Raw genomic sequence first — 21,805 nt, 5'->3', positions numbered from 1 at the left:
GCCCTAGAGGCTGCCTTTTCGTCTGGCTTAGATCAATCTAAGCCGGAGATGGACTTCCCTCCGGCAACGTTCCGCCACGATTTGGTTCCGGCTTCAGCACCTGCTGCACATCGCCTGTCGCCGGAGTTCCACCGCTACCGTTCGTCTTCAACGGCGGCAATTCCTTGCCCTCGATAATCGAGCGAATCTCGTTCGCGTCGATGGTCTCGCGTTCGAGGAGAGCGGTAGCCATGCGGTGCATAATGTCCTGGTTATTGTTCAGCACGTCATACGCCGATTTGTAGGCTTCATCGACAAAGTTGCGCACCTCAGCATCAATCTGCCGCGCTGTCTCCTCAGAAAAGTCGCGATGCTGGGCAATCTCGCGTCCGAGGAAGATTTGCTCTTCCTTCTTGCCAAAGGTAAGAGGGCCAAGACGGCTCATACCGAACTCGCAGACCATCTTGCGTGCCAGATCGGAGGCACGCTCAATGTCATTGCCAGCGCCGGTTGTCATCTGCTTGAGGAAAATCTCTTCGGCAATACGGCCGCCCATCAGGATGGCCAGCTGCGTTTCAAGATAGTCCTTAGTGACAGTATGCTTGTCGTCTTCCGGCAACTGCATGGTGACGCCCAGTGCCATACCGCGAGGAATGATGGTGACCTTGTGCAGAGGGTCCGCGTGGTCGCGCATTGCAGCAACAAGAGCGTGGCCAGCCTCGTGATACGCCGTTACGCGCTTCTCTTCGTCGGTCAGCAGCATCGACTTGCGCTCGGCGCCCATCAGGACCTTGTCCTTGGCCTGTTCAAAGTCAAGCATCATGACCGACTTACGGTTCGCGCGCGCCGCGTTCAGAGCTGCTTCGTTGACCATGTTGGCCAGATCAGCACCGCTGAATCCCGGTGTGCCGCGGGCCAGCACACGAAGATCGACATCTTCGGAAAGTGGAACTTTCTTGGCATGTACGCGCAGCACTTCCTCACGCCCGCGCACATCCGGACGGCCAACCACAACGCGGCGGTCAAAGCGTCCGGGACGCAACAGCGCCGGATCGAGAACATCGGGCCGATTGGTCGCCGCCACCAGAATCACGCCGTCGTTTGACTCGAAGCCGTCCATTTCGACGAGAAGCTGGTTTAGCGTCTGCTCACGCTCGTCGTGTCCGCCGCCGAGGCCCGCGCCGCGGTGACGGCCTACCGCATCAATTTCGTCGATAAAGATAATGCAGGGAGCGTTCTTCTTGCCCTGCTCGAAGAGATCGCGGACGCGGCTTGCGCCTACGCCGACAAACATCTCGACAAAGTCAGAACCGGAGATGGAGAAGAACGGCACATTCGCTTCGCCCGCAACCGCGCGCGCCAGCAAAGTCTTGCCGGTTCCTGGAGGGCCGACGAGCAGCACCCCTTTCGGGATGCGCCCTCCGAGTTTCTGGAATTTCTGCGCCTCGCGCAGAAATTCAATAATCTCTTTCAGTTCTTCCTTCGCCTCGTCAACACCGGCCACGTCCTTGAAAGTGACCTTCTTCTGCTGCATGGAGAGCAGCCGCGCCCGGCTCTTGCCGAACGAAAGCGCTTTATTGCCGCCACTCTGCATCTGGCGCAGCATAAAGAACCAGAGCAGGCCAATAATGATGATTGGCGAGAAATTAATCAGGATAGGCAGCCATGAATTGCCACTCTGGTCCTTGACCGTAACCGATACTTTGTTATCGGCAAGAATGTCATAGAGATGTGGATAGTTCGCCGGAACGGTGACATGAAACTGGCTCTTGTCGTTCTTGAAGTGACCATGCACTTCGCCGGTGTTCAGGACGGTCACATCGGCAATCTGTCCCTGCTGGGCGTCCTGCAGAAACTGCGAGAAGGCGATCTCCTGCTCCTTGCCGCTGCCCGTACTCTTTTCAAACACCTGCCAGAGCAGCACCAGGCATGCAAATACAAATACCCAAAAGATGATCGTCTTGACCGTTGAATTCACGAAATAAAACCTCGTCTCTCTCCAAGCACCCAGCATTACGAATGACGGCAATAACATGTCTCATCCGCTTTGCTGCATTAGACGCACTTCCCAGTCGGAAGGTTCCGGTGAAAATGACCTCCCTTTTGCGTCTAGTAACTCAGTTTTATTTTACTCCCTATGATCGGCTGTAAATGGGGCGGGCGCATTCTTTTTCAGAAGGATAAAAAGCCGGCCTGTGTCCGGTCCCAGGACAGGTCTCTAGTCTCGATTTCCAAGCCGGCTGCAGCAGCTATGCTGCTTTCGACCTCAGCACCACGCACCCATACAATTTCTCCCTGCCATTCCAGAACTGGCCAGGTTTTCCGCTGCTCTGAGGGTATCCTTAGACGCTCCAGTACATCCTTGATCCGTTTCAGACCACTGCTGTATCGCAATTGCACCCGGTCTCCAGACTTGTGGGCGCGCAATTTAGCTGGAGGGAACCGCGCTGGGTTGCCATTTATACGAGTTGTCAGGCGAAGACCAAAAACATCTCCTGCTACTTCCCCGGGAATGGGGACTTCGTATTCAACAAGCTCCGGAGCTTCTTTTTTCAATTGCTGCCGTACCAACCGTAGCTCCCGCGGCGTGCGCTCCGCATAAACCTGCGCGGTTAGAGTCTCCCGTCGATCTGCTTTGTTCGTACACATGGCAAGTAGTAATTCCGTTTGGTCAAAGCTCAGTGCGCAACCCACTTGTTTTGCCGCGGCGCGCAGTACGCGCCTGCGCATAGCTGGAAACAAAGAACGAAGCCTCTCAACCTCCATAGCAAGCGCAATTTCGTCTGGATGTGTCGAGCTGGCGCGTCCACCTCCGCGCACAGCTTTGCCCGGCAGCAGCAAAGAAGGCAAAATACGCGCAAGCTCCTTCTGCCAGTAACTTTCCTCATCTCTCGCAATCGAAGCGAGATGCCCAAGCTGCGCGACGATCTGGGGGTTGTATTCCGCCAGAGCCGGAAGCAGATGATGACGAACACGGTTGCGGGTGTAGGCTGCGTCGGTATTAGTAGAGTCCTCGCGCCAGGGCTGATTGATCTGCTTCAGCCAGCTTTCAATCTCAGACCGCCGTGTTCCCAGAAATGGCCGAATTATCAACCCACCCGAACGCTCCAGGACCGCAAAGATGCCCGCCAGCCCCTCCGTCCACGTTCCCCGCAACAGCTTGAGCAGAACGGTCTCCGCCTGATCATCCAGAGTGTGCGCCGTAGCCACCGCATCGAGCGTTCCCTGCGCCAGCAGGTCATCAAACCACGCATAACGCAGGTTTCGCGCAGCTTCCTCTAGCGTTTCCTGCTGCGCCTTCGCTCGCGTCGGCGCGTTCACATCGTGCCGGAGAAAGCGCAACCCAAACCGGCCAGCCAATTCTTCGACGAAAACCGCATCCGCGTCCGCCTCAGCGCCGCGAATTCCGTGGTGTACATGCAGGACGCTTAGCACCAGCCCCAATTCCTGCCACATCTCCGCCAACCGTCGCAGCAGCGCTACGGAATCCGAGCCTCCGGAAACGGCAACACCAAGGCGCATTCCCGGACGGAAAAAATCCGCCGTAATGGGCAGCGATTTTTGTTTCCTCGGCGCCATGGCTCCGTGAACCATCGTATCGTCTTATACTGCTCTCGTATGCTTGAGACGCGCACCGCAACCGCCGCCGACGCCGCCACCCTTACCCGCCATCGTCATCGTATGTTCGTCGATGCCGGCCGCCGTGACAACCCCGTCCTGCACGTCATGTCGCAGCATTTCGAGCCGTGGGTGGTGCGCATGATCAATGAAGGCAAGTATCTCGGCTGGCTCACAGAGGACGACGGCAAAGTCGTTGCCGGAGCCGGGCTGCTGCTGCTCGATTGGCCGCCGCATCCGCTCGACCCGCGCTCGACCCAGCGCGGCTATCTGCTCAATGTCTACGTCGAGCCCGAGTACCGCCGCCGCAAGCTTGCCAGCCACCTCATCGAATACGCCCTGGCCGAAGCCCGCCGCCGCAAAATTCGCGTCGTTTCTCTGCACTCAACCGACGAAGGCCGCCCATTATATGAAAGCAACGGCTTCCGCCAGACGAATGAAATGTTTTTCGTTGAGCCTGTAGAACCCTGAGTCGGCTTACTCACCCCTTAGGCCGGAACATCTTCGCCGCTGCCCCGGAAACAAGCCTGCGCGGCGCGAGCCGTTGCATAAACACCATAATCTTGCCTGCCGTGTAAGGAATGACCCAGGGTTTTCCCTCGACCAGTCCTTCAAGACCCAGCCGCGCCACTTCCTCGGCCGATTGGCTCTTGCGCCCGGGAATCTGGTGCAGCCCCGCAACCTCATTAAATTCGGAGTCCGTGGGCCCTGGACACAGCGCGCTTACCATCACGCCATGTTTGGCAACCTCATGCGCCAGCGCCTCGGCTAGAAAACGGTCGAATACTTTCGTGGCCGCATAGGTCGCCATATACGCCAGGGGCTGATACGATGCCGTCGAAGCCACGATCATCAGATACCCGCGCTTGCGATCGACCATCTTCGGCAGGAAGAGATTCGTCAGGTGAACGACCGCCGCGCAGTTCAGGTCCACCATCTGCCGCTGCCAGGCTGCATCGCCCTTCGTGAATTCGCCGTAATAGCCGAACCCGGCATTGTTGATAAGGATGTCGATAACCAGACCGGAATCTTCTGTCGCCGAAAATAGTTTTTGCGGCGCAGCCGGATCAGCTAAATCTACGGCAATAACCTGCGCTTTAATGCCATATTCGCCTATAAATCTCCCAGCCAGCGCTTCCAGCCGGTCTGCGCGTCGTGCTGTCAAAACGAGATTCGCGCCTGACGCCGCAAGCTGTTCGGCAAGCGCCAGTCCGATACCAGCACTCGCTCCGGTAACGAGCGCCCACTTGCCTTGCACAGATTGTCGAACAACTTTCGATCCCTGCATGAAACTCCTCGTCTAAGCCGTCGCCTCGGCGGCCTGCTCGAATTCCTTGCCAATCCAGCGGCTAAAGGCCTCAATACTTTGTTCGCGTCCGAGGAATTGCTGCACTATGTCCTTTCCAGGCACCGTTCCACCCGGCTCAAGCACAGTCTTGCGGTATTTCAGCGCAACAGGGTCTTCAAGCAGATTGGCGCGGTTGAACTGGTTGAAGAAATCAAGCGCGATCACCTTGTCATACAGATAGGTGTAGTAGTTCGACGAGTACCCCGTCAGATGCGTGAAGCTGGCAAACATGCGGTTGCCATCGATCCATGTATAGGGCAGGAACTTCGTATAATCCGCCTGCAGCAGCACGTCGAGGTTCAGTGTCGCCGGATCGTCATAGTGCGTGTCCAGCGAGTAAGTGGTGTAGAAGAGCTGTGTCCGCACCCAGTCCGCGCGCCCGAAGGCCCCGGCGCGATTCATCTTTTCGACCAGTTCCGCAGGAATCGCCTCGCCCGTCTCGTAATGTTTCGCAAAGCTTGCCAGCAGCTTTGCGTCGCGGAAAAACTCCTCCAGCATCTGGGACGGTACCTCGACAAAATCGCCCTCGGTAGCGATTCCGCTCACGCCCGCCCACTTCTGCTGCCCGCCCAGAATCGCGTGCATCAAGTGGCCAAATTCGTGAAAGAAAGTCACCACATCGGAATACTGCATCAGGCCTGGATTCCCATCCTTCGCTTCAGGGAAATTGCAGATCAGCGCGGCTTCAGGAACCTGCCTTCCGGCAACGCCGGGAATCAGCGGATGCGCGCTGAACCACTTGTCCTTACCCTCGCGCGGGTGCATGTCCAGATAGAACCGCCCAATCTTCTCGCCCGGTTCCGCATTCAGGCCGTCATACACATCCCACGCGCTCACCGATTCATGCCACACATCGGCCTCTTGCGCCGGACGGAAAGTCACCTGAAAAAGCTTTTCCGCCGTGACCAAAACACCCTTTTCCACCGGCCCATAAGGAAAGTATGGCCGCACCGACTGCGAATCGAAGTCATAGGCCGCACGCCGGTACTGCTCATACCAGTAGGCGCGGCTGTCCGCGTCAATCGAAACCATTTCCGGCTTTTCCCGCTTTGCAAACTCGAGAACAGTCGCGTATTCGCGCTCCGCACCGGCCTTCGTGGCCTTGTCCAGATCGTCCAAAAATGCCTTCATGTTTGAGGCGGAGGCCATCATCTGGTCGGCGGTCGCCAGATCGGCCCATGTCTCAAATCCAAGAATATTGGCAATCTGGCGGCGCGTCTTCAGCAGGTCCATCAGGACGCTCTCGTTCGCCGGATAGGCCCGCGTGTTATAGGCGAGGAACATCCGCAGCCGCAGATCGGCGCTCCTGGCAAATGTCATTACCGGAATGTAGTCGGGATAGTCCGTCGTCAGCGTAATCCGCCCGCGTTCATCCGGCGGATGGCCGTTGATATAGTCTTCCGGCAACCCCTCAAGCTCTTTCACGTTTCCAATCTGGACGCGGTTCACGTTCTCCTGCACATTGCGCCCAAAGGTAAGCGAAAGCAGCGTCGTCTTGTCCTGCAAATCCTTGATTTTCTTGCGCGTGGCCTCATCCTTGTCCACGCCCGCGAGACGATATTGCAAAAGCGTCCGTTCGACGTAATGCCGGTTGGCGTCATCGGCTCCGGTCAAATCCATGGCATTCAACGCGCTGTAAACCCCCTGATTCAGCGCGAGCAACGTGCCTGCTTCAGCAATCTTCTGGGTAAGGGCCTGTGCCTTGTCGCGGATTTTCTTATCCGGATGCACGCTGTCCAGCAGCGCCGTCTGCGATCCTGCCGCCCCCAGTTCAGCTATAGCGTCATCGTAAAGGCGAAGTGTATTTTCGATGTTCCGCTGCCCTTGTTGCGCCAGCAGCCCGTCAATGGCCTTCTGATGGCGCTCCAGCGCCGCCTTCACCCATTTTTCCAGGCTGGATTCGTCTACAGTCCCCTGTCCTTCCGGGTTCCAGGGATGGCTCGCCTGCGATTCTGCTGCCGTCGATGCGGATTGACCCACAAATTCACCTCGATAAATCACATTCAGAGTAGCTGATTTTGACTAAACTGATAGTCTGTAACGCATTACCTTACAAATTCTTCCGGCAGCTATTGCATCCTGCCCGAACACTCGGTAATATGCCGCAATTGCGCCCATGAATCATGTTGCTCCTGCATTCTCGCCGCAGTACCTCCGCTCCCGCATGGGGAAGGTCTGCGTGGCCATCATCGGATCCAACCCTGCGGAAATGATTGATAAGGCAGAGGTAGCGGCCCGCGAAAACCCTTTTCTTGAATTCCGTCTCGATTATCTTGATAAGCCGCTGCCAGCTCTGCCAAAGCTAAAAACTTTTCTAGCCGAGCGCAGCGAAGTCACCGCCGTCGCTACCTGCCGACGCGCTTCCGCAGGCGGCAAATTTAAAGGAAAAATCGCTGACGAATTGGAAATCCTGCAGAAGGCTGCCACTTCGGGCTTTCACCTTGTCGATGTTGAGTTGCAGACGGCTGAGGCCATCAAGGCTGCTGAATTGGAAAAGCTTCGCGCGCGTGGAGCTGCGCTCATTATTTCCTATCACGACTTCGCCGCGACGAAAGACCTCGACGGCATCTTCGAGCGCATCCGCCCCTACGAGCCGGAGTTCATCAAGATCGTCTCGACCGCGAAGAACCTGGCCGACAACGTGGCCATGATGCACTTTCTTGAGCGCACCCACGACATGGCCAACCTGATCGGTATCTGCATGGGCGACCAGGGAATCATCAGCCGCGTCCTGGGTCTCCGCGCCGGCAGCATTTTCACCTTTGCCGCGGCTACTCCCGGCGAAGAGACCGGCCCCGGACAGATTTCCGCCCGAACGCTGCGCGAAACCTATCGCATTGACCAGATCGACCTCTCCACAAAGGTCTACGGCGTGGTGGGAAATCCCGTTCGCTACTCCCTTTCGCCAGCAATGCTGAATACGGCCTTTCGCCGTGAAACTGTGAATGCCGTCTTTCTTGCGTTGCAGACCGCGAAAATCAACGACCTGCTGACGCTTGTCCGCGAAGTTCCCATCCACGGACTCGCCGTCACCATGCCGCTTAAGGAAGACATTCTCAAGCATCTCGAAAAGACCGACCCGATATCCGAGAAAATTGGCGCCTGCAATACCGTCGTCCGCGCGCAGGACGGCAAGCTCTACGGCTTCAATACAGATGTCGCGGCTGTGGTGCGTCCACTGGAACGCCGTTTACAACTCAAAGGCGCAAAGATCCTGGTTCTGGGCGCAGGCGGAGCGGCCCGTGCCGCCGTATTCGGCCTCAAGGAAAAGGGCGCTGAGGTATTTATCCTCAACCGCACAACAGCAGACGGCCAGAAGCTCGCCCGTCAGGCCAAGGCCCGTACTTTCCGGCGCGACCAACTCACCAAATCACAATTCGACGTCATCGTGAATGCGACACCGGTCGGTATGCACGGCGTCAAGCCAAACCACATTCTTGAGCCAAAGGAAATTAACGCGCGCCTCGTCTTCGATATGGTCTACAACCCCATCGATACACCGCTGCTGCGTATGGCCCGGGAAAAGAACATCCCTGTCGTCACCGGCGTCGAGATGTTTGTGAACCAGGGCGCGCGCCAGTTCGAAATCTGGACCGGCAAACCCGCGCCGGAAGAAGAGATGCTCCGCGTCGTCGTACATGCCCTGCGCCAATAGGCCGAAGCCGCAGCAGGCGAAGGCGCGAAATCCTGAAATTAAGCAAGAACTTCGGCTAAGGTCTGGCTATGCTTGGTCTTCCACGCCAAGGCAATTTAGTCTCCTGCATCTAGCAAAAATCTGAAAAAATAGAAGGCATGAGCGCTACGACAACCACGCCTTCATCCACCAGGGTTTTTGCCGACCGCATCGGACGCATCGAGGTCTCCGCCACCATGGCAGTGACCGCGGAGGCCGCCAAACTGCGCGCGCAGGGCGCGAAGCTGGTCGACTTCGGAGCCGGCGAGCCGCACTTCGCCACGCCGCGACACATTAAGGACGCGGCTATCAAAGCCATTGAAGACAACTTCACGCGCTATACCATGGTTTCCGGCATTCCGGAGGTGCGCAAGGCCATAGTCGAGCGCCATGCGTGCGATTTCGGCTCGGACTACTCGCCGGAAGAAGCTGTCTTTACGACAGGCGGCAAGCTAGCCATTTTTAATGCCATCCAGGTGCTGGTGGACCACGGCGACGAAGTGATTTTGCCGGTTCCCTACTGGGTGTCCTACAAAGACATTATTCAGTACGGCGGCGGGAAGGTTGTCTATCTCGAAACCGACGAGGCGGAGAACTTCCGCGTGACGGCGGACGCGATTGAGAAGGCGATTACGCCACGCACCAAGGCCATCGTTCTCAATTCGCCGTCGAACCCGGCCGGCTCGGTCATTTCACCCGCCGACCTTGAGCGCATCGTGAAGCTGGCGCACGAGCGCGGCATCTATCTGCTGCTCGACGAATGCTACGTCTATCTGCAATACACTGGCGCGCTGGTCAGTGGCGGGTCGTTTACGGAAGCGAAGGAGCACATCATGTTGCTCGGGTCGCTGTCGAAGACCTACGCCATGACGGGATGGCGCGCGGGCTATGCGCTCGGGCCGAAGCCGATTATCGCGGCGATGAGTAAGCTGCAGAGCCAGTCGACTTCATCGACGGCGGCATTTGTGCAGAAAGCGGCGATTGCCGCGCTGAACAGCTCGCAGGAATGTGTCGCCGAGATGCGTGCCGACTACCTCAAGCTGCGCGACCGCATTCTGGCGCGACTTGCCGAGATTCCTGGCATCACCTGCACCAGGCCGGAAGGCGCCTTCTATGTTTATCCAAATGTATCGGCGTATCTGGGCAAGCCAGGCGCGAAGAATGCGCTGGAACTGGCAAATCGCCTGCTGCACGAAGCGCATGTGGTTACGGTTCCCGGCGAGGCATTCGGAACAAATCAGCATATCCGCCTTGCCTACGCTGTTACGCACGATGACATCGAAGAAGGCGTGAAGCGGATGAAGGAATTCTTCGCGAAACTGTAGCGCTACGAACTGGCCGCTTCGTCAGGGGCGGGTCCAGTCTTCGATCTTCAAATGCTTTATGCGGCGGAATGCAGCATCATTCGTGACGAGTATTGCATTTTCCGCGAGAGCATGGGCGGCGATCATCATGTCGATGTCGTCCATCATTTGGCCCGCTTTTTCCAGTGATGCTCGCTCATGTGCATAATGGAAGGCTGCTCCAGAGGTCCACGACAGGATTTCGATTCTGCGCAGAAATTCTTCGACGAACAATTTCAGGCGGGTCGCCTCAGGGCTTAATGCCAGGCCACATCTAAGTTCCGCCTCAGTAATGACTGAGATGGCCGAGCGTTCAAGTGAAAAGCGACGCAGCCGACGGCGCAGATCACTCATAGAATCCTTGATTGCGAAGCTGGCAATGTTTGTATCTAGCAGGTAGCGAATTGCCATCAGAAGAGGTTCCGTTTCTTGGGAGGCCGCTTTTCACGATGCTTCATAAAATCTGCAAACTCTTCAGGAGCCTCAGCTCGCGCTTTGTCCAGACGCTCGAAGAAATCGTCCCAAGAGGAGGGCCGTTTGGAAAGCACAACATCGCCTGTTTTCTGGTCGCGCCGGATGTACACTTCATTACCCTCAAAGCGAAACTCTGCAGGGAGGCGAACAGCCTGGCTGCGCCCATTCTTGAATAATTTAGCGGTCTGGGTCATCATGCCCTCCCTTTTTTTGATATATACCATGATATAGCTCAACACTTGATGAAACAACCGGAGAGTACAGATTGAAGCTGCAAGTCCGAGGAATTCTTTTTGACATGGATGGAGTGCTGGTCAGCTCACTTGGCTCGGTCGAGCGGAGTTGGGCGAAATGGGGGGAAATGCGGGGAGTGGACACGGTGCTCGCCATTCAAGCGGCACACGGGCGGCGCGCGATTGAAACGTTGCGCCATCTGCGCCCTGATCTCAACGACGTTGAAGAGCTTAAACTGATCGAGGAAATTGAAATCGCCGACAAGGACGACATCGAAGTGCTGGCAGGTGTCGAGCGCGTACTGGCCACGCTTCCGCAGAAGTACTGGACAGTGGTGACTTCGGCCACGGAAAAGCTTGCGCGAGCGCGTCTCGGGTATGCCGGTCTCACGGTGCCTGAGCACTTCATTACCGCCGACCTGGTAACGAATGGCAAGCCAAACCCGGAGCCATACATCAAAGGCGCAGCGCTACTCGGCCAAAAGCCGGAAGACTGCCTGGTGATCGAGGATTCAACCTCGGGCGCAATCGCGGGACATGCGGCGGGGTGCAAAGTGCTGGCTACGCTGTTTTCGCATTCAGCGGAAAATCTCAGCGCAGCCGATTGGATTGTGCAGTCGCTCGATGACGTGGCTATTCGTGTTTTGGAAGATAGCGTAGAAATCGAATTCACGCCGCTTGTCCGGAATGGCCACCAGCCTTGAGCGACGAAATTATGCTTTAAGCTTCTGTACAGTGGGAGCCCCTCCTATGAGTGCGGAAAAATACTCAGACCCTCATACACGCGCAGAAGCCTTCACTGCCAGACTTGGCATTCGATTGCCGATTCTGCTTGCCCCGATGGCCGGAGCATGTCCTCCGTCACTCTCCATTGCTGTTGCGAATGCCGGCGGATTGGGGGCTTGCGGTGCTCTGCTGATGACGCCTGAAGCGATTCAATCCTGGGCTGATGAATTTCGCCGTCAGAGCAAGGGAGAATTTCAACTCAATCTTTGGATTCCGGGTCTGCCGCAGCCGCGTGACTTCGAATTAGAAAAGCTTCAGCGCGGGTATCTGGCAACATGGGGACCGCCGGTCCCTCCGGAAGCCGGCAATGGTGTGCTGCCCGATTTCGACGCACAGTGTGAAGCCATGCTCAAGGCGTCGCCGAAGGTCATTTCTTCCATCATGGGTGTTTATCAGGCCACCTTCGTCGCGAAAATGAAGGAGCGAGGCATCCTGTGGTTTGCTAACGCAACAACTGTAGTCGAAGCCAGGGCAGCGGAAAGAGCGGGGGCGGACGCCATTGTCGCCCAGGGCATGGAAGCTGGCGGGCATCGTGGAACGTTCTGTGCAGACGAGGCAGAACAGCAAATGGTGGGCCTGGTTGCCCTCGTGCCGCAGATTGTGGACGCTGTCAGTATTCCAGTCATCGCAGCAGGCGGGATCTCCGACGGGCGCGGAGTCGCAGCGGCACTGGTATTGGGTGCTAGCGCTGTGCAGATTGGGACAGGATTTCTGCGGTCTGCAGAAGCACAGATACACCGCGCCTACGCAGACCGGATCGCGAAGACGGAAGCACATGAAACCATGCTGACGCGCGCATTTACCGGGCGACCGGGACGCAGCATCATCTCGAAGTACGTCCGAGCCTCTAGCGAGCCATCGGCTCCACCCCCCGCACCATATCCTGTTCAACGTGGATTAACGCGCGCGATGCGGGAAGACGCCATCAGAGCTGGAGACACGGAAAGAATGCAGATGTGGGCTGGACAGTCCGCAAGGCTGGCGCGCAAGGCGCCTGCAAGCGACATTGCCACACAGTTATGGGAAGAAGCATTGGAGTTTTTGTAGGAAAGAGCGACCAGGAGCACATTAATTGCTGCGCGCAATTGCATTTCATTCTATGTAGTATTCTATATACACTTCTTCTGCGCAAACTCGCAGGGTGTTGTTGACGCCAGCCATCGAGGTCGATATGAGGATTGAGAAATATACAAAGCTTTGTCGTTCCTTAATCGTCATCGCTTGCAGCTTAGGGCTGTCCGCAGAAGCGCAGATGACTACGTCGCAATATGACAATGAGCGCACCGGCGCTTATCTGAACGAAACTACGCTGACGCCTCGGAATGTGAATCCGCAGCAGTTCGGCAAGCTGTTCACGATGAAGGTGGATGGCGACGTATATGCGCAGCCGTTGTTTCTTACCAGCGTGGATATTCCCGGCAAGGGGAGGCACGATGTGGTGTTTATTGCAACCGAACACGACAGCGTCTACGCATTCGACGCGTACGGAAATCCTTTGACGCCCTTGTGGCAGGTCAGTTTCCTGAAGGACGGCTCGTCGACGATTCCCGCATATGCGGTGCAATGTCCATTCATCGTGCCCGAAGTTGGAATTACATCGACTCCCGTGATCGATGCAAAATCGGGTACGCTCTATGTCCTGGCCCGTTCAGAACAGACGCACCTTCTTGCGCGGAATGACATTCACCAACATCTTCATGCGCTGGCAGTAACCACTGGTGTGGAGAAATTCGGCGGCCCGGTGGAGATAAGCGCCACTGTAAAGGGGCGTGGGACGGGCAACGTAAACGGAAGCGTGACATTTGACCCTTTGGCAGAGAACCCGCGCGCTTCTCTGCTGCTGTCTAATGGCGCGGTGTATTTGACCTGGGCATCGTCCTGCGACGTTGGGCCATATCACGGCTGGGTAATGGCGTACGACGCGCAAACTTTGAAGCAGAAGGCGGTGTTCAACACGTCTCCGGACGCAGATGACAGCGGGATATGGGCGAGCGATACCGGTCCCGCGGCAGACAAGGATGGGAATGTCTTTGTCGCAACCGGCAACGGACGCTTCGATGTTGCCAAAGACGGACGTGACTTCGGGGATTCGCTTGTGAAGTTGAACGGCCAGAGCCTCAGACCGGTTGATTATTTTGCGCCATTCAATGCTGCTGAACTGGATGCGAATGACAACGATCTGGGTTCCGGCGGTCCCATGCTGCTGCCTGACCAGGCCGGCCCCCATCCGCATCTCGCCGTGATTGGCGGCAAGGCTCCTGTCATCTATGTGCTCGACCGCGATCATCTGGGGCGTTATCACGCTGGTAGTAATCTCAATGCCGTGCAGACGATTGGCACGGTCGGCGGCATCTACGGGTCGATGGCGTACTGGAACCACCATGTCTATGTGTTGAGCGATAGTGATGCGCTGCGGGATTACGAGGTGAAAAACGGAAGGCTTACAGAAAAAGCGGCGAGCAGCTTTAAATTTGCAGACCATGCGGCGACGCCTACAGTTTCCGCAAACGATGACAAAGACGGCATTGTCTGGGTTATGAGTTCGAAGGGCTGGAATTCAGCGGACAGGACTGCGGTATTGCATGCGTGCGACGCTTCGAACATCGGCCATGAACTTTACAACAGCAACCAGAATGCCGCCCGCGACCAGGCAGGCAAGGCGCTTCGGTTCAATATCCCGACAGTTGTAAATGGGCATGTTTATGTCGGCGCGAAGAAGGAAGTGGATGTCTATGGGTTGCTTCCGGTGAAGCGGTAAGCCATGCCACATGTAGCGCGGCGTTCTCGATTTCGGGGCCGGAGCGGTGATGTAGAATCACGTTGCCTGCGAAGGAGAATCCAGATTGGTCCCGAAAAAATTTCCCCAATTGCTTGTTCTATGTGCGGTTGCAACCACGGCTGTATGTGCGTTGACTGCATGCTCGCAGAAGCCGGCTAAGCCTGCTCAGAATGAAACACCTGCAGCAAAGCCTGCCGATGTGCTCAGCACATCGACGCCACCCATCGAGCGTCTTGATCCGGCGCTGGACCAGATTGTTCCGGCTCAACCTGCTCTGGAAAAAATAGCCACCGGCTTTACATGGACTGAAGGCCCGATCTGGGCGCCTGCGGGCTACCTGCTCTTTGCCGAGATACCCAGCAATAGCATTCGCAAGTGGGCGCCGGGCGCGGGCGTGAGCATCTTTATGCAACCGAGCGGATATAAAGGCGCCGCTCTGTATGGTGGCCCTGAGCCAGGCTCGAACGGCATGACGCTCGACAGCCGTGGGCGCCTCACGGTTGCCGGCCACGCGCAGCGCGATGTATGGAAGCTGGAGCAAATCGATCCTACTGCGCAGGTGACAGTGCTGGCCGACAGCTACCAAGGCAAGAAGCTGAACAGCCCTAATGATCTTGTCTTTAAGTCAGACGGCTCGCTGTACTTTACCGATCCGCCGTATGGGCTGCGCACGCAGAAGGACAGCGATCCGGAAAAGCAGCTCGAGGTGAATGGCGTGTACCGCATTCCCGACGCACTCGATCAGAAGCCCGGCACGCCGCCGGATCATACGCATTTACAACTCCTAATTAAAGATCTGCCGCGGCCTAACGGGATCGCTTTTTCGCCCGATGAAAAATATCTCTACGTGAACAACTCTGAGCCGAAGAAACTCTGGATGCGCTACACAGTCAAGCCCGACGGGACACTTAGCGACCCTAAGCTCCTTTTCGACGCCAGCTCCGACACCCGGCCCGGAGCACCCGACGGCATGAAGGTTGATCAGCAAGGGAACATTTACAGCGCCGGACCTGGAGGGGTCTGGATCTTTTCTCCTGACGGAAAGCACCTGGGCACGATTGATATGCCTGAGAAAGTCGGGAACGTTGCATGGGGAGACTCCGATCACAAGACGCTGTACATTGCGGCAAGTTCGAGCATCTACCGAATCGCTTTGAAGGTGCCGGGCGTCTATCCCATCCACTGAAACGAAACACAGATTGGCTGCGAACATGTCCAATCCGGTCGAGGTTTCAGCGCATCCTCGCCGCTGGATTCCGGTTGGCCTGCTGTCGCTCGCCGCGCTCATCAACTATCTTGACCGCGGCAGTTTGAGTGTCGCGCTGCCATTCGTCGCGCATGACATGCGCCTTGATCCTCTCCAGCAGGGATGGGCGCTCGCGGCTTTCTCAATCAGCTATACGCTTTGTCAGCTGCCCGCCGGATGGCTGGTGGACCGCTGGCCGTTGAAATGGGTCTATGCCGGGGCGTTCGCGCTCTGGTGCATCGCGTCGGCAGCAACCGGATTGGCCGGCGACCTGGCGATGCTGATCTTCTTCCGTCTGCTGCTCGGTATGGGGGAGTCGGTTTATCTTCCGGGCGGCCTCAAGTTCATCAGCGAACAGTTCGGGCCGCACGAGCGGTCAGTACCATCGGCGATTTTCGATGTGGGCTGCAAGGCGGGACTGGCTCTCGGACTGATAGTGGAAGTCTGGGTGCTTCGTGTTTTCGGCTGGCGCTGGATGTTTCTTTCGACTGGCATGGCCGGAATGCTGTGGCTGCTGCCATGGCTGCTGCTGTATCCCGCGCCCTTGCATGCGGCCAGCGCAGGGCGTACGCCGCCGAATGGGAAGGCACTACTCGAAATTCTGCGCAGCCGCAGCGTGTGGGGAATGTCAGCGGGCTACTTCTGCTGGAACTACTTTTGGTATCTGCTCATCAGTTGGGGGCCTTCTTATCTGTACACGGTGCGCGGCATTTCCCTGCATTCACTGGGATGGGTTGCCGGATTTCTGTATCTCGTCGTAGCGTGCAGCGAGATCACCGGCGGCTGGCTCACGGCGTTTCTCATGCGACGCGGCTGGTCAGTAACACGCGCGCTCAAGTCCATCATTGCCATGGGATTTTTGCTTGCCATGTTTATTGCGCCTGCTGGACTGGCGGCTGATCGCGATCTCACCGTGGTATTTCTTTATCTCTCGGCGCTGTCAGGCGTTTTGATTTCGGCCATCCTCGTCGTTCCCCAGCAGTATGCCGCTCTGGATCAGGTCGGACGCTGCGTCAGCTTTCAGAACCTCGTCGGCAACTTTCCTGGCATCATCGGCCCGGTCATTACGGGATGGCTAGTGAAACGCTTCGGCTCTTTTGTGCCGGCGTTCTCAGTCGGCGCGCTGGCCTGCCTTGCAGGGATTGTCTGCTATGTCTGGTGGATGGGGTCGCTGAAGGATGTCAACCGGAACATCTCAGCATTGAACTGAAAGCGTATCGTGATCACCGGGAAGCGGACACGGAAAGAAAATTCTTCAACTTTTATTGAAGAAGATATTTGATGAATTCCGAGCACACCGCCTCTGGTTTGATGTCTTCGAGTCGAACCTACGCGCGCAGCATGTATATTGCAGCTTGGGCTTTCAGTAGGATGTGATCTTTCGCGAAGCCATATTTCGCGACGGGAAATACCATTCACTGTTCCTTATGTCTCTGCTTGATCGCGAATATCTAGCAACCAGAGATCGTTGACACTCGTCAAGGAGTGCGCGTTGTTGTGGATGATTCAGTGCTCGCCGGCACTGAATCTGCACTGGTCGAACGGCCACTCTCGGTCGAGATTAGCTGCTCATTCGCCGCGATATCTCCCGGCTCCGATTCCTGCACTGCGTTAAACACAGGCGCATTTTTATCGGGATGAAAGCGTCCATCAACCAGATACACCGCTGCCAGCCCTCCTGCAATAAATGGGTGAAGCGCGGCGATGGGAACCAAATACTTCTTCGACTTCACAATTGACTCTATGATGCCATCTACGGAATCGCTATGGTGGACAGTTCCCTGCACCTGCGGAATCACAAACATCGTGAACTTCAGGTCGCGATGGTGCTTGCTGTAGCCCACCAGGCTCCTGGCCGCCTGTTTGGGCGTCATCAGCCCTGCATCTGCAATAAAATTCCGCCGAACAGCGTGCGGATAATACAAGTTCATGATTTTCTGCGCGAAATTAGCGCAGTTGTTAAAGAACAGATTGAAATGGCTCTTATTGTCGCTCCCATTCAGAACCTCAATCAAAGCGCGATCCTGCTCTTGGCTAGTCTCAATCTGATAGCCATAAATTTTTCTGTCGTAAGACGCGCCGATAAGCTGGATCCAATCACCGCCCGGGGTGTCACGCTTTGGATCGTCCGGCACGAGATCCATCAGGTGCTTTTGTCGGTATTCATCGCGCAGTTGCGCTTCCAGTTCTGTATTCATGAAATTCGGTACGTCGTCCGGGTCATCGACAGCATAAAGATAAGGGATGAGAGGAATCGCAATCCAGTCGTACCCGCCAATTCGGTGATATCGGCTGATGACTACACCCATCTCGCCGGGTTGGCACAACCGCAGTTCGGTCGGCGAAGCTGCGCACACACGGTCGAGCCAGATGGCTGCGTGCCCCGTTGGATTGATGTTCCCAAATTTGCCAAAAGGCTCCTCAAGAAACAAAGCTGCATCGCCGCGGGCCTGCAAACAAGCAGCCAGCAATAGAACCATAGCGCAGATAAATTTCAGGCTTTGGGGCCTTTGGAAAAAGTGCTCGCAATTTCGCCACACCTTGGCGGATTACCTCCGGAATTCTTGTTAAGGTTTCCTTGCAGCATCGTTCTCTGTTTGCTGAGATGCGTTTTTGCAACGCGCTACAACATAGAACCCGGGTATTTCGGAGAAGATGGGCTGTTTTGCAGGCAATTTGTTTACTCAAATAGGCAACCTTGATCCCATGGTGAAAGACAACGGTGCTTGTGTCTTCCAAGCAAATCTGTTTGCTACCCTTGAATGAGAATGGACTTGCCTTCGAGATTCGAGCCAGGACAGACGTTGCTGCTCGATGCAGACGATACGCTGTGGGAAAACAATATCTATTTCGAGCGCGCCATCGCCGCCTTCATTTCGTATTTGAATCACCATGCCTATACGAGAGAAGAAGTGCGATCCGTTTTAAATGAAGTCGAGCGTGAAACCGTGCGCGAACGCGGCTATGGACTGGCAAGCTTTCAGCACTCTTTGGTGCGATGCTTTGAGCGGTTAAGCCCCGAACCTGTCACCGCTGAGAAACACGAGCGCATCGTGAGCTTTTCCCACTGCATCAGCGAGCACGAAATTGAACTGCTGCCTGGCGTGGCGGAGGTGCTGCCTGCGCTGGCTTCCAGGCACCGCCTGATTCTAATGACCAAAGGCAATGAAGTAGAGCAGGCAGATAAGCTCGCTCGCTCCAGGTTGGCGCACCATTTCACTGCCGTAGAAGTGCCGCGCGAAAAGGATCCAGATGCATATCACGCGGTCTGCCGCAAATATGAGTTGACTCCCCATACTACCTGGATGATCGGCAACAGCCCGAAATCTGACATCAATCCCGCGCTTGCCGCAGGACTGCACGCGGTCTTCATTCATCACCCGCACACCTGGGTGCTGGAACATGAAGTCGTTGATACAGCGCACGATGGCCAGCACCTGCTTGAACTAGATGGCTTCACTGACTTGGGAATGTGCTTCTAACGGTATTGCCTTTACTGAAGCCGGATGTGGAAGGGATACTATCCAGCGCGATTAATCCGATGCACAAACCAATACAGTCCCGCAGTTGCTGCAAAGAGAATGCCGCTCGTAATTGCACCTGGCAGGGCCGCATCGTGATGACCGGCCAGGAAGGCGTCTAAAGTCGCAGAGAGGACCCATACCTGCACGATCAACAGGAGAACAACCAGCGCAGCAATTCCGTCGAGAGCGGTTTTTCGTCGCATCTCAACCCTCCAGTTTCCCGCTCATGCCGATGGCGATCAATTCCTGCCCCTGACGTTCCATCACGACATGGGGCAGCGCTCGCGTAGGCGGTCCCTGAATGACGGCGCCATCACGAATGGAAAAGCGGCCATTGTGGCATGGACAGATCAGTTGGTTGTCTTCGCGGGAATAGTAAACGGCGCAGGACAGATGCGTGCACTTCTGCGAGTAGGCCACATAATCGTCTTCACCCGTTCGAATCAATAAGCATTGGTCGTTCGCAGCCGGATAGCGGAACAGCTTTACCCCGCCAACGGGAATTTCCCCGGCACGCGCAATTTCCAGCCGTGGATAAGTCTGATCGCGGTGCAACCAGGACCGAATCAGGATCCATACATTGCCGGCAAACATGCCAAGACTTGTCAGTGTCAGGAACTTGATAAGCTGGCGTCGGCCAACAAAGCGCTCCCGCTCCATGAATACTGAAAACTCGTCCTGCCATAACTGCCCGCGACGGGTCCCGCCCTTTTTCTCATCGAGCTGGATCAAGATGCCCCTCCCACATGTAGTCAGCCACATCGATGGAAATAGCGCTGATATCGGGTGGCGCCATCATGTTCACGCGCGTTTTGACCTGCTGATTGCCAAACACGAAGAGATTTACAGGCTCTTCGCGTCTATGCCTGATCTCATCAGACTTCACATAGCTTAATGCCTGGCTGGGACAGACCGTAGCGCACATCGGTTTCTTGCCGACCGAAGTGCGGTCGTAACACATGTCGCACTTCATCATCTGCTCGTATTCCGGAATGACTTTCGGAATGCCGAAAGGGCATGCCAGCACGCAGTTCGAACAGCCAATGCAGCGCGGCTTGAGCGCGGAACGGACAATGCCATCCTCGCTCACCTTGATGGCGTCAGCAGGACAAACCATCGCGCAGGTAGGTTCTTCGCAATGCCAGCAGACGTAAGCGGCCGTTCCGGCCATTTCGTGGCGGTCAAGATAATCAAAATTGATCATCGATACGCCGCGATGCGTTTCGCATTCCTCGCAGGCTTTCACGCATGATTGGCAACCGATACAGCGCGAGGGATCAACGTAAAATTCGTAGCCGAACATTAGACGCGCTCCTCCACTGAAGATGCCTTGTGCAAATGACACGCGGACACTTTGTACTCAGGAATTTTGCTGCGCGGATCGAGAGTGCGGTGCGTGAGTTGGTTGGCGCTCTGCCTTTCCGGCCAGTGATATGGAATGAACACCGTATCAGGACGAATCGTTTTCGTAACCAGCGCTGGCAGGGTCATTTCTGCGCGGCGGGTCGTCACCGTAACTGCGTCTCCATCATTGATGCCATGCTTTTGAGCGAGCCGTGGGTGGATTTCGAGTCGCGGCTGGGGATAAATGTCCACCAGACCGCCAAGCCGTCGCGTCTGCGTTCCGGAAAGATATTGGCTCACAACTCGTCCCGTGGTGAGATATACAGGGTATTGTTCGTCTACGGGATCTCCACTTTCCCGCCATTCGGTTGTAATGAACCTGCATTTACCGTCTTCATGAAAGCTGCGGCCACCCTCGAACAAGCGCGGCGTTCCCGGATGGTCCAATGAAGGGCATGGCCAGAACAGCCCCATGTGCTGATCAATCCGCTCATACGTAATGCCGTAATAATCCGCGTGTCCACCACGCGATGCCTCGCGCAACTCGTCCAATACTTCGCCGGAGCTGCGGAAAGGGAAAAAATTCGCGCGATCCAAGTGTTTTGCCATCTCGCAAAGTATCCACGTATCGGTGCGGGCGTTTGCCGGAGGGTCAACTGCTTTCTGAATATGAATGACGCGGCCCTCGACGTTGCAGGTCAGACCTTCTTCCTCTTCCTGCAGGCTGCCGGCCAGCACCACGTCGGCGTGCCGCGCCGTTTCCGACATGAAGAAATCGATTATCCCGAAGAACTCAAGCTTTTCCAGCGCCTCGCGCGTGTAGTTCGCATCGGGCAGCGAAACCAGCGGATTGAAGCACATTGAGAACAATGCTTTGATCTCTCCGCGATGGATCGCTTCCATGATCTCTTCGGCGCTGTAACCGGGCTGCGGCAACTCGTCCGGCGTAATGCCCCAGACCTTCGCTACATGCTCGCGCGCCACAGGATCTGTAAGCATTCGCTGCCCAGGCAGTTGATCGCACTTCTGTCCGTGTTCGCGGCCCCCCTGACCGTTCCCTTGACCGGTAATCATGGCGCAGCCTGAGCCTTCGCGCCCGAGGTGGCCTGTCGCCAACGCGAGATTAATGATGGCGAGGCAATTCTCGACGCCTTTTGATTGGTGTTCGAGGCCCCGGGCATGCAGGGCAATCGCGTGCTCCGCATTCGCAAACCAGTGGGCTGCTTTCTCGATGGACTCCGGTGGCACTCCCGTTTTTTCCGCAGCAACTTGTGGATTCCAGGCTCGAACCGATTCCCTCACGGCCTCGAAGCCGGTTGTATGCTCTGTGATGAACTGGCAATTCTCCAATCCATCGCGCAAAATCACATGCAACATTCCCATCAGCAGGGCCAGATCGGTTCCCGGGCGCAGAGGCAAAAACAGGTCCGCATTCCTTGCAATCGGGTTCAATCGAGG

General features: G+C 56.3%; 20 protein-coding genes and 1 pseudogene. 10 read left to right on the top strand and 11 right to left on the bottom strand.

Annotation, left to right across the window (positions count from 1 at the left end; all coding sequences use genetic code 11):
• Positions 1-37 precede the first annotated feature (37 nt).
• Together ftsH and tilS are read right to left on the bottom strand one after the other, a co-directional pair.
• Complete coding sequence (gene ftsH, locus VEV40_RS03095) at positions 38-1,957, bottom strand: ATP-dependent zinc metalloprotease FtsH (RefSeq protein WP_324830072.1); 1,920 nt, start codon at positions 1,955-1,957, stop codon at positions 38-40.
• A gap of 194 nt (positions 1,958-2,151) precedes the next feature.
• A complete protein-coding gene (gene tilS, locus VEV40_RS03090) occupies positions 2,152-3,558 on the bottom strand; it encodes a tRNA lysidine(34) synthetase TilS (RefSeq protein ID WP_324830070.1) in 1,407 nt (468 codons plus the stop codon).
• 6 nt (positions 3,559-3,564) lie between these two features.
• Here tilS and VEV40_RS03085 point away from each other — a divergent pair, with 6 nt between their 5' ends.
• Positions 3,565-4,068, top strand: coding sequence for a GNAT family N-acetyltransferase (locus VEV40_RS03085; protein ID WP_324830069.1), 504 nt, complete (start codon positions 3,565-3,567; stop codon positions 4,066-4,068).
• A 10-nt stretch (positions 4,069-4,078) separates the two neighbouring features.
• Here the strand turns inward: VEV40_RS03085 and VEV40_RS03080 are convergent, their stop codons facing one another.
• Entirely contained in the window at positions 4,079-4,885 is an 807-nt protein-coding gene (locus tag VEV40_RS03080) for an SDR family oxidoreductase (RefSeq protein ID WP_324830068.1), read from the bottom strand.
• Positions 4,886-4,897: 12 nt separating this feature from the next.
• Positions 4,898-6,925, bottom strand: a complete 2,028-nt coding sequence (locus tag VEV40_RS03075; RefSeq protein WP_324830066.1) for a M3 family metallopeptidase — start codon at positions 6,923-6,925, stop codon at positions 4,898-4,900.
• Positions 6,926-7,061: 136 nt separating this feature from the next.
• On the opposite strand from VEV40_RS03075, the gene aroE reads away from it, so the two are divergent.
• Positions 7,062-8,600: a shikimate dehydrogenase gene (gene aroE, locus VEV40_RS03070; protein WP_324830065.1), complete on the top strand. Its 1,539-nt coding sequence runs from the start codon at positions 7,062-7,064 to the stop codon at positions 8,598-8,600.
• Between the two features lie 137 nt (positions 8,601-8,737).
• On the top strand, positions 8,738-9,943 hold the full coding sequence (locus VEV40_RS03065) for a pyridoxal phosphate-dependent aminotransferase (RefSeq protein WP_324830063.1): 1,206 nt from the start codon (positions 8,738-8,740) through the stop codon (positions 9,941-9,943).
• A 21-nt stretch (positions 9,944-9,964) separates the two neighbouring features.
• Here the strand turns inward: VEV40_RS03065 and VEV40_RS03060 are convergent, their stop codons facing one another.
• Entirely contained in the window at positions 9,965-10,372 is a 408-nt protein-coding gene (locus VEV40_RS03060) for a type II toxin-antitoxin system VapC family toxin (RefSeq protein ID WP_324830061.1), read from the bottom strand.
• Positions 10,372-10,671 (bottom strand): type II toxin-antitoxin system VapB family antitoxin, encoded by a 300-nt coding sequence (locus VEV40_RS03055; RefSeq protein WP_324830060.1) that lies wholly within the window; start codon positions 10,669-10,671, stop codon positions 10,372-10,374. Before VEV40_RS03055 ends, VEV40_RS03060 begins: the two co-directional genes overlap by 1 nt.
• Before the next feature lie 29 nt (positions 10,672-10,700).
• Between VEV40_RS03055 and VEV40_RS03050 the strand changes: the two genes are divergently transcribed.
• The 6 genes and pseudogenes from VEV40_RS03050 to VEV40_RS20650 form a co-directional block, all read left to right on the top strand.
• Positions 10,701-11,372 carry an HAD-IA family hydrolase gene (locus tag VEV40_RS03050; RefSeq protein ID WP_324830058.1) on the top strand — a complete coding sequence of 224 codons (672 nt, stop codon included), beginning with the start codon at positions 10,701-10,703 and terminating at the stop codon, positions 11,370-11,372.
• A 46-nt stretch (positions 11,373-11,418) separates the two neighbouring features.
• Positions 11,419-12,501 (top strand): nitronate monooxygenase, encoded by a 1,083-nt coding sequence (locus VEV40_RS03045; protein ID WP_324830056.1) that lies wholly within the window; start codon positions 11,419-11,421, stop codon positions 12,499-12,501.
• 205 nt (positions 12,502-12,706) lie between these two features.
• Positions 12,707-14,212: a pyrrolo-quinoline quinone gene (locus VEV40_RS03040; protein ID WP_324830054.1), complete on the top strand. Its 1,506-nt coding sequence runs from the start codon at positions 12,707-12,709 to the stop codon at positions 14,210-14,212.
• A gap of 85 nt (positions 14,213-14,297) precedes the next feature.
• The gene (locus VEV40_RS03035) at positions 14,298-15,419 is read left to right on the top strand and encodes an SMP-30/gluconolactonase/LRE family protein (RefSeq protein ID WP_324830053.1); all 1,122 of its coding nucleotides are present in this window, start codon (positions 14,298-14,300) and stop codon (positions 15,417-15,419) included.
• Positions 15,420-15,444: 25 nt separating this feature from the next.
• Positions 15,445-16,689, top strand: a complete 1,245-nt coding sequence (locus VEV40_RS03030) for an MFS transporter (protein ID WP_324830052.1) — start codon at positions 15,445-15,447, stop codon at positions 16,687-16,689.
• A 31-nt stretch (positions 16,690-16,720) separates the two neighbouring features.
• Positions 16,721-16,849: pseudogene (locus VEV40_RS20650) on the top strand (GNAT family N-acetyltransferase); the annotation flags it as partial.
• A gap of 108 nt (positions 16,850-16,957) precedes the next feature.
• On the opposite strand, the gene VEV40_RS03025 reads toward VEV40_RS20650, so the two are convergent.
• A complete protein-coding gene (locus VEV40_RS03025) occupies positions 16,958-17,959 on the bottom strand; it encodes a hypothetical protein (RefSeq protein ID WP_324830051.1) in 1,002 nt (333 codons plus the stop codon).
• A gap of 288 nt (positions 17,960-18,247) precedes the next feature.
• On the opposite strand from VEV40_RS03025, the gene VEV40_RS03020 reads away from it, so the two are divergent.
• Positions 18,248-18,961, top strand: coding sequence for an HAD family hydrolase (locus tag VEV40_RS03020; RefSeq protein WP_324830050.1), 714 nt, complete (start codon positions 18,248-18,250; stop codon positions 18,959-18,961).
• A gap of 38 nt (positions 18,962-18,999) precedes the next feature.
• Here VEV40_RS03020 and VEV40_RS03015 read toward each other — a convergent pair whose 3' ends face one another.
• The 4 genes from VEV40_RS03015 to VEV40_RS03000 all read right to left on the bottom strand — a co-directional run.
• Positions 19,000-19,206 (bottom strand): DUF6755 family protein, encoded by a 207-nt coding sequence (locus VEV40_RS03015; protein WP_324830049.1) that lies wholly within the window; start codon positions 19,204-19,206, stop codon positions 19,000-19,002.
• A gap of 1 nt (position 19,207) precedes the next feature.
• Positions 19,208-19,735, bottom strand: coding sequence for a Rieske (2Fe-2S) protein (locus VEV40_RS03010; protein ID WP_324830048.1), 528 nt, complete (start codon positions 19,733-19,735; stop codon positions 19,208-19,210).
• Positions 19,719-20,306, bottom strand: coding sequence for a 4Fe-4S dicluster domain-containing protein (locus VEV40_RS03005; protein ID WP_324830046.1), 588 nt, complete (start codon positions 20,304-20,306; stop codon positions 19,719-19,721). The genes VEV40_RS03010 and VEV40_RS03005 overlap by 17 nt, the downstream gene beginning before the upstream one ends.
• Positions 20,306-21,805 (bottom strand): molybdopterin oxidoreductase family protein (locus VEV40_RS03000; protein ID WP_324830043.1); only part of this gene is annotated, 1,500 nt, incomplete at its 5' end. The genes VEV40_RS03000 and VEV40_RS03005, both read right to left, overlap by 1 nt.

Origin of the sequence: Alloacidobacterium sp., assembly GCF_035631355.1 — a bacterium.
Lineage (GTDB): Bacteria > Acidobacteriota > Terriglobia > Terriglobales > Acidobacteriaceae > Alloacidobacterium.
The sequence above is the reverse complement of the archived record's forward strand: the minus strand, read 5'-3'. Positions and strand labels throughout refer to the sequence as shown.

Coding starts and splice junctions, on each gene's coding strand:
- tilS (WP_324830070.1), bottom strand. CDS start 3,558: ATGGCGCCGAGGAAACAAAAATCGCTGCCCATTACGGCGGATTTTTTC.
- VEV40_RS03080 (WP_324830068.1), bottom strand. CDS start 4,885: ATGCAGGGATCGAAAGTTGTTCGACAATCTGTGCAAGGCAAGTGGGCG.
- aroE (WP_324830065.1), top strand. CDS start 7,062: ATGAATCATGTTGCTCCTGCATTCTCGCCGCAGTACCTCCGCTCCCGC.
- VEV40_RS03065 (WP_324830063.1), top strand. CDS start 8,738: ATGAGCGCTACGACAACCACGCCTTCATCCACCAGGGTTTTTGCCGAC.
- VEV40_RS03060 (WP_324830061.1), bottom strand. CDS start 10,372: ATGGCAATTCGCTACCTGCTAGATACAAACATTGCCAGCTTCGCAATC.
- VEV40_RS03045 (WP_324830056.1), top strand. CDS start 11,419: ATGAGTGCGGAAAAATACTCAGACCCTCATACACGCGCAGAAGCCTTC.
- VEV40_RS03040 (WP_324830054.1), top strand. CDS start 12,707: ATGACTACGTCGCAATATGACAATGAGCGCACCGGCGCTTATCTGAAC.
- VEV40_RS03030 (WP_324830052.1), top strand. CDS start 15,445: ATGTCCAATCCGGTCGAGGTTTCAGCGCATCCTCGCCGCTGGATTCCG.
- VEV40_RS03025 (WP_324830051.1), bottom strand. CDS start 17,959: ATGGTTCTATTGCTGGCTGCTTGTTTGCAGGCCCGCGGCGATGCAGCT.
- VEV40_RS03020 (WP_324830050.1), top strand. CDS start 18,248: ATGGACTTGCCTTCGAGATTCGAGCCAGGACAGACGTTGCTGCTCGAT.
- VEV40_RS03015 (WP_324830049.1), bottom strand. CDS start 19,206: ATGCGACGAAAAACCGCTCTCGACGGAATTGCTGCGCTGGTTGTTCTC.
- VEV40_RS03005 (WP_324830046.1), bottom strand. CDS start 20,306: ATGTTCGGCTACGAATTTTACGTTGATCCCTCGCGCTGTATCGGTTGC.